Annotated in this window: 5 protein-coding genes and 1 pseudogene; 4 read left to right on the forward strand and 2 right to left on the reverse strand. The window is 60.2% G+C overall.

Annotated elements, in window-relative coordinates:
* Positions 1-159 precede the first annotated feature (159 nt).
* A complete protein-coding gene (locus ACHFGA_RS03715; protein ID WP_394281078.1) occupies positions 160-885 on the forward strand; it encodes a DUF3043 domain-containing protein in 726 nt (241 codons plus the stop codon).
* A gap of 51 nt (positions 886-936) precedes the next feature.
* The gene (locus ACHFGA_RS03720) at positions 937-1941 is read left to right on the forward strand and encodes a nicotinate-nucleotide--dimethylbenzimidazole phosphoribosyltransferase (RefSeq protein ID WP_394281079.1); all 1005 of its coding nucleotides are present in this window, start codon (positions 937-939) and stop codon (positions 1939-1941) included.
* A gap of 78 nt (positions 1942-2019) precedes the next feature.
* Here the strand turns inward: ACHFGA_RS03720 and ACHFGA_RS03725 are convergent, their stop codons facing one another.
* The gene (locus tag ACHFGA_RS03725; RefSeq protein ID WP_394281080.1) at positions 2020-3123 is read right to left on the reverse strand and encodes a branched-chain amino acid aminotransferase; all 1104 of its coding nucleotides are present in this window, start codon (positions 3121-3123) and stop codon (positions 2020-2022) included.
* Between the two features lie 94 nt (positions 3124-3217).
* Here ACHFGA_RS03725 and ACHFGA_RS03730 point away from each other — a divergent pair, with 94 nt between their 5' ends.
* On the forward strand, positions 3218-4687 hold the full coding sequence (locus tag ACHFGA_RS03730) for a leucyl aminopeptidase (RefSeq protein WP_394281081.1): 1470 nt from the start codon (positions 3218-3220) through the stop codon (positions 4685-4687).
* Between the two features lie 4 nt (positions 4688-4691).
* Here ACHFGA_RS03730 and ACHFGA_RS03735 read toward each other — a convergent pair whose 3' ends face one another.
* On the reverse strand, positions 4692-5084 hold the full coding sequence (locus ACHFGA_RS03735) for an oxidoreductase (protein ID WP_394281082.1): 393 nt from the start codon (positions 5082-5084) through the stop codon (positions 4692-4694).
* A 138-nt stretch (positions 5085-5222) separates the two neighbouring features.
* Between ACHFGA_RS03735 and ACHFGA_RS03740 the strand changes: the two are divergent.
* Positions 5223-6803: pseudogene (locus ACHFGA_RS03740) on the forward strand (biotin/lipoyl-containing protein); the annotation flags it as partial.

The raw sequence follows: 6803 nt of genomic DNA on the forward strand, positions 1-6803 counted from the left end.
AATAAACCTTGGTTTAAGTCGGTCTGGCCCGGGTTAAACCCCATGTTTGCAGTACACAGTACACCCCTTCGAGAAGAAGCGGTAGGGCCTTACCGAGCATAACGCCTATGATACGACCCGTATTCCCGAAATTCACGCCCGCCTTGTAGCCTAGAAGACGTGAAACTTCCCTGGCAGAAATCAGATGACTCGAGATCCGGTAGCACCGCGATGGGCTTGGGCGACTCGGAAAAACCAGACAATTCGGCGGAGGTAACATCGTCGACAAGCGACGAGCGTCCCCTGCCAAAGGGCTACACCCCGCCGAAGGGTAAGCCCACGCCGAAGCGCCGCGATCAGGAAATTGCCCGCGGCGTAGTTCGCGACCCTAACGCGCTCAGCTCGGCGGAGGCCGCGCAGCGTCATAAGGAACTGAAGAAGTCCATGACGAAGGAAGAGTGGCGCGAATATAAGAAGAAGAATCGCGAAGAGAACCGGGAACAGAACCGCGAGATCCAGCGCCGCATGAACGAGGGCGATGAGCGGTTCTTGCTGGAACGCGACCGCGGCGAAGAACGCCGTTATATCCGAGACTGGGTGGACTCACGCCGTTTCTTCACCAACTGGGCGATGCCGTTGATGATCACGCTGCTGATCGTAATGGTGTTAAGCTCTTGGTTCCCTGCCCTGTCGGTCTTTGTCACTGGCGGTTCGATGCTGCTGATTCTGGCGCTGTTTGGTGAAGGCCTCTACATCGGCAAGTCTGCGAACAAGGCCACGCGGGAGAAGTTCCCGAACGCGACGAACATTGGGTTCGGCACCGGCATGTACGCCTACTCGCGCGCATCCCAGCCGCGGAAGTGGCGTACACCGAAGCCTCAGGTTGAAATCGGCGCGACCGTCTAAGCTTGTATGGTAGTTCAATCAACCCCACCACGTTTTGGAGAGTGAGCTCAGGTGTTTGACGCTGTCACCAGCCCTAATGAGGCCATTCGGTCCCAGGTCTCTACCGCTGTTGCGTCCACTCCCCGCGGCGCATCCTTTGGGCGCCTGCGCGACGCAGCGGCCTGGATTGCCGCATGCCAGGGCAATGACAGCCCCTCCCCTTTCGAGCAGGCCCGCACCATCGTGGTTGCAGGCGACCACGGTATTGCCGCGCGAGGTATTTCCGCCTACCCGCAGGAAGCTTCTGTGGCCCAGGCCGAGGAGATTCAAGCCGGCGGTGGGCCGGTCCACACGATGGCGCGCGCGGCTGGTGCGGCGGTCCGGCTGGTCGATATCTCCCTTGATCGTGAAGCATGGGGTGAAGAGCGGGTGACTCGCTCTAGTGGCGCGATTGATGTGGAAGATGCGATGACATCGGAGCAGTTCCAGCGCGCAATCGAGATCGGCATGCGCCTAGCTGATCAGGAACTTGATGCTGGCGCAGATTTGCTCATCCCGGCTGACCTTGGGGTGGGCAATACCACCGTCGCCGCCGCCGTCTTTGGGGCGCTTACACGCACCGAGCCGGTCGTCGCAGTCGGCCCAGGTTCCGGCATTAACGACGAAGCGTGGAAAACCAAGGTCGCTGTGATCCGAGATGCCATGTTCCGGGTCCGTGCGTTCCGCGATGATCTCCCCGCCGTTCTCACTGCTATCTCCGCGCCGTGCTTCGTCGCCCTCGTCGGGTTGATTGCGCAGGCAGCGGTCCGACGCACACCAGTGCTTATCGACGGCGCGTACCCCGCCGTTGCCGCATACGTGGCAGAACGGATGGCCCCAGGAAGCAAGGACTGGCTCATCGCTGGCCAACTCTCCCCTGAACCGTGCCACCTGATCAGCCTGCAGGCCCTCGACCTGACTCCCCTGATCGCGTTAGATATGTCGACGGGTCAAGGTGCGGGCGCACTCGCTGCGCTGCCCCTGCTGAACTCGGCTGCTCAACTCATCTCTGACGAACTAGGCGTGCACGACGACTAACCCCGCGGTATGGGTGGCCGCGGGGTTGGTGTGAAAGTCTCTTGAGGGGGTGTCCTCGGGGGGTCGTCGGAAAGCGTGCTATTTGACCAGCGGGTACACCCAACCGTGGGTGTCCTCGATTTCACCGTGCTGAATGCCGGTCAGTCGCTCGCGCATCGCCATGGTGATTTCTCCAGGCTCATTGTTATTTACCTGGAATTCGCCGTGGTTGCTCAGGACGCGGCCGACCGGAGTGATCACTGCTGCGGTACCGCAGGCCATGGCTTCGCTCATCGCGCCGGAGCGGGCATCGTCAGCCCATTCCTGCTTGTGGATGCGGCGCTCCTCCGTCTCGTAACCCAAGTCACGTGCCACCTGCAGCAAAGAGTCGCGGGTGATGCCTGGGAGCAGAGAGCCCGACAAAGCCGGGGTGACTACCTTGGCGTCATCGCCGGAGCCGTAGACGAACATGAGATTCATGCCGCCCATCTCTTCGATGTAGTTATGCTCGATACCGTCGAGCCACACCACTTGGTCGCAGCCCTTCTCCTCCGCCTGTGCCTGCGCCAGCAGGGAGGCAGCATAGTTGCCGGCAAACTTCGCGGCACCGGTACCACCTGGGGCGGCGCGGGTGTAGTCCTCCGACAGCCACACGCTGACCGGCTTCAGCCCGCCCTTGAAATAAGCCCCCGACGGCGATGCGATGACGAAGAAACGGTAGGAATCCGCTGGCGCTACTCCAAGGGAAACCTCCGTGGAGATCATGAAGGGGCGCAGGTAGAGGCTGGCCTCTCCCCCGGCTGCGGGCACCCAGGCCTGGTCGGCGTCGACAAGCAAACGCAGCGCTTCTAGGAAGACCTCGGTGGGCAGCTCCGGCATAGCCATCCGGCGCGCGGAATCCTGCATGCGCTCCGCGTTTGATTCAGGGCGGAAGGTGGCGATGGTTCCGTCCGGCTGCCGGTAGGCCTTCAGCCCTTCGAAGATGGCCTGACCGTAGTGGAACACGGTGGTCGCCGGATCCATCGGGATGGATTCATAAGGACGCAGCTGGGCGTCATGCCAGCCCTTCTCCTCGGTCCAGTCGATGGTGATCATGTGATCGGTGAATTTTTTACCGAATTGCGGGTTCGCAAGGATCTCTTCGAGTTCCTTGCCGGTCGTGGGATTGTCGGTCTTCGTGACCTTAAATTCAAGAGACGTCATGCCCTCCAACATACTCGCGCCTGTTCAGCGGTTGTCGATATGCTCGTAGGTACGACGAGTTTTTCCGTCTGAAGCGAAAAAGAAAGGATTTTCCATGAGCTTTACTCTCCCTGTCACCGGAACCACCCTTACCCTCGGGTTCGCCACGAAGGCACCGAAGAAGCCGGAGGCCCTCCTCATCCCCGTCACCAAGGGCGATACTTTAGAGGTACCGGTTACCGCGTTGGTTCCGAAAGGCCTGCTTGAGGCGCTGGAGCGCGTCGGCGCTACCGGTAAGCACGGCGAAGTCACGCGCGTGCTTCACGACGATCAACTGGTGATTGCTTTCGGTCTGGGAGATGCAGAGGAGCTTGACGACGACGCCGTGCGCCGCGGTGCTGGCGTTCTTGGCCGTTCCCTCAAGGGCGTTCGCGAGGCTGTCATTTCCACCGAGTTCGGTGTGACTCCCATCGTCGAGGGCCTGCTGCTGGGCGGTTACTCCTACGGCGGCTTTAAGTCTGTTGATAGCAAGAAGGATAAGAAGGCCAAGGATGACAAGCCGGTCACCATCACGGTGGTGGCTGAGAAGTCGGCCAAGGACGAGTTCGTGGCTGCACAGATCGTGTGCGAGTCGGTGAATCTGGCCCGCGACCTAGTGAACACGCCTGCCAACCACCTCTACCCTGAGGTCTACGCCGAACTGGTTCAGTCCGTCGGCAAGGAAGCCGGGCTGAAGGTCGATGTCTTGGATGAGAAGGCTCTGGAGAAGGGCGGCTTCGGCGGCTTGATCGCTGTGGGCAAGGGCTCTGTCCGCCCGCCACGCCTTGTACACCTGTCTTGGGCGCCACGCCGTGCGAAGAAGAAGGTCGCGCTCGTCGGAAAGGGCATCACCTTTGATACCGGCGGCATCTCGCTGAAGCCGGGCTCGAAGATGGAAGACATGATCTCCGATATGGGTGGCTCCGCCATGATGCTGGGGGCCACGATCGCAGCGGCACGCCTGGATCTTCCGGTACAAGTGGACACGTGGTTGTCCATGGCAGAGAACATGCCTTCCGGTGGGGCCACCCGCCCAGGTGATGTGATCACCCACTACGGTGGAAAGACTTCCGAGATCATCAACACCGATGCGGAGGGCCGTGTTGTGCTTGCCGATGCCCTGGCACGCGCTTCCGAAGAAAAGCCGGACTTCCTGATCGAAGCATCTACCCTCACCGGCGCCCAGCTGGTGGCTTTGGGCGCGCGCACTGCAGGTGTGATGGGCTCTGATGAATTCCGCGACCGCGTGGCTCAGACTGCTCGTGACGCCGGCGAGCCAGCATGGGCGATGCCACTTCCTGAGGAGACTGCGGAAGACCTGAAGTCCCCGATCGCGGACGTGCGCAACTCCCACAACTCTCGTTTCGCGGGGATGTTGGTAGCTGGCCGCTACATTGAGGCCTTCGTCGGCGAGGGCATCGAGTGGGCCCACGTTGACATTGCTGGCCCAGCATTCAACGGTGGCAGCGCGCACGGCTACACGCCAAAGCGCGCTACCGGTTACGGTGTGCGTTCCGTCGTCAACGTGCTGCGCAGCCTTGTGTAGCTAGTTAGTTTGGATTTTCGCCGCGCTCGAATTTTGCGCGGCGTTCCCGCTGTTCTGCACGCTTGCGCAAGATACGTTCTTGCTCCATTTTGCGGCGCATCCGGTCCGGGTAGCCGGTTTCTTCCACGTCATAGATCGGAATGTTTAACAGTTTCGCTACGGCGTCGATACCTTTGGGCCCACCGATGCGCCGCCTGGTGTGGTCACCGTTTTCGTCGACAAGCACGATGGACATTTCGTTAACCACAGTTTCTGGTTCAATGAAGCCCTCGACGAAGCCGCGGCCCTTAACCCACTCGGCGAGGTACCTACTGTCCTCGGGGCGGATTGTTTCGCCCGGGGCACGGGGTGGGCGCAGGGGTGACGAGTTCTTTTTTCGTCCGAAAAGGTTAAACACAGTTAACCATCATACTTAGGTATGGGGGTAGTTTTAATCCGCCCCAACTATCCCCGGTTTATGCCCACAAAGTTTTGCCAACAGGTACGCTGGACACATAAAGCTTCCGTTTAACTAATTTTCGAGGAGACTCAAAACATGGCGCACTCTGTTGAGATGCCCGAGCTGGGCGAATCCGTCACCGAAGGCACAATCACCACGTGGCTGAAGGAAGTCGGCGATACGGTCGAGGTCGACGAACCTTTGCTCGAGGTCTCTACCGACAAGGTCGACACCGAGATTCCGTCCCCTGTCGCGGGCGTGCTGTTGGAAATCAAGGCAGAAGAAGATGACACCGTCGAGGTCGGCGAGGTCATCGCAATTGTTGGCGAAGAGGGCGAAGACGCCGACTCCGGCAAGGATGACAAGGCTGCGGAGGAAGATGCTTCTGACGATGCTGACGAGTCCGAAGAGTCCGAAGAAAAGAAGGACGAGGAGCCTAAGAAGAAGTCGGGCGGCTCCGGTTCCGCTACCGATGTTGAGATGCCTGAACTCGGCGAATCCGTCACCGAGGGCACCATCACCACCTGGCTGAAGGAAGTCGGCGACGAAGTCGAGGTTGACGAGCCACTGCTTGAGGTCTCCACCGACAAGGTCGACACCGAAATCCCATCCCCAGTCGCAGGCACCCTCGTAGAAATCCTCGCCGAGGAAGACGACACCGTCGAGGTTGGCGAAGTCATCGCCCGCATCGGCGACGCGGACGCTGGCGCGTCCGATCAAAAGGACGAGAAGGAAGAGGACCGCGACGTTCCTTCCGAGGAAGCCATTGAGGAAGCCGAGTCCAAGGACGAGAACGACACCGTCGACGAGGCTGCCAAGCACGAGCCAAAGAAGTCCGGCGGTTCCGGTTCTGCAACTGATGTTGAGATGCCAGAACTTGGCGAATCCGTCACCGAGGGCACCATCACCACGTGGCTGAAGGAAGTCGGCGACGAAGTCGAGGTTGACGAGCCACTGCTTGAGGTCTCCACCGACAAGGTTGACACCGAAATCCCCTCCCCAGTCGCAGGCACCCTCGTAGAAATCCTCGCCGAGGAAGACGACACCGTCGAAGTTGGCGAAGTCATCGCACGCATCGGTGACGCAGACGCGGCGGACGCTGGCGCGTCCGATCAAAAGGACGAAAAGGACGAAAAGAAGGACAAGTCCAACAAGAAGGAGAAGGCCGAAGAAAAGGCTGAGGCACCTGCCAAGGAAGAGGACGCTGACGCGTCCGACAAGAAGGCTGAGAAGAAGGAGGAGCCAAAGCAGGCTGCTTCCTCTGAGAAGGTCAACAACTCCGGCAACGTTCCTTATGTCACCCCGCTGGTCCGCAAGCTGGCTGACAAGCATGGCGTAGACCTGAACTCCGTCGAGGGCACCGGTGTCGGTGGCCGCATCCGCAAGCAGGATGTTCTGGCTGCGGCCAAGGGCGATTCTGCAGCTGCAGAATCCGCAGACGCTCCGAAGTCTGAGCAGAAGGCTGCACCGAAGGGCGCACGCTCCAACTGGTCCACCAAGTCCGTGGATCCGGAGAAGGCAGAGCTCATCGGCATCATTTAGAAGGTCAACCGCATCCGCGAGATCACCGCGACCAAGATGGTGGAGTCGCTGCAGACCACGGCCCAGCTCACCCACGTCCAGGAAGTCGACGTCACTCGCGTTGCTGACCTACGCAAGAAGGTCAAGCCAGCGTTC

Origin of the sequence: Corynebacterium sp., from assembly GCF_043426755.1 — a bacterium.
In the GTDB taxonomy this organism is placed as follows: Bacteria; Actinomycetota; Actinomycetes; order Mycobacteriales; family Mycobacteriaceae; genus Corynebacterium.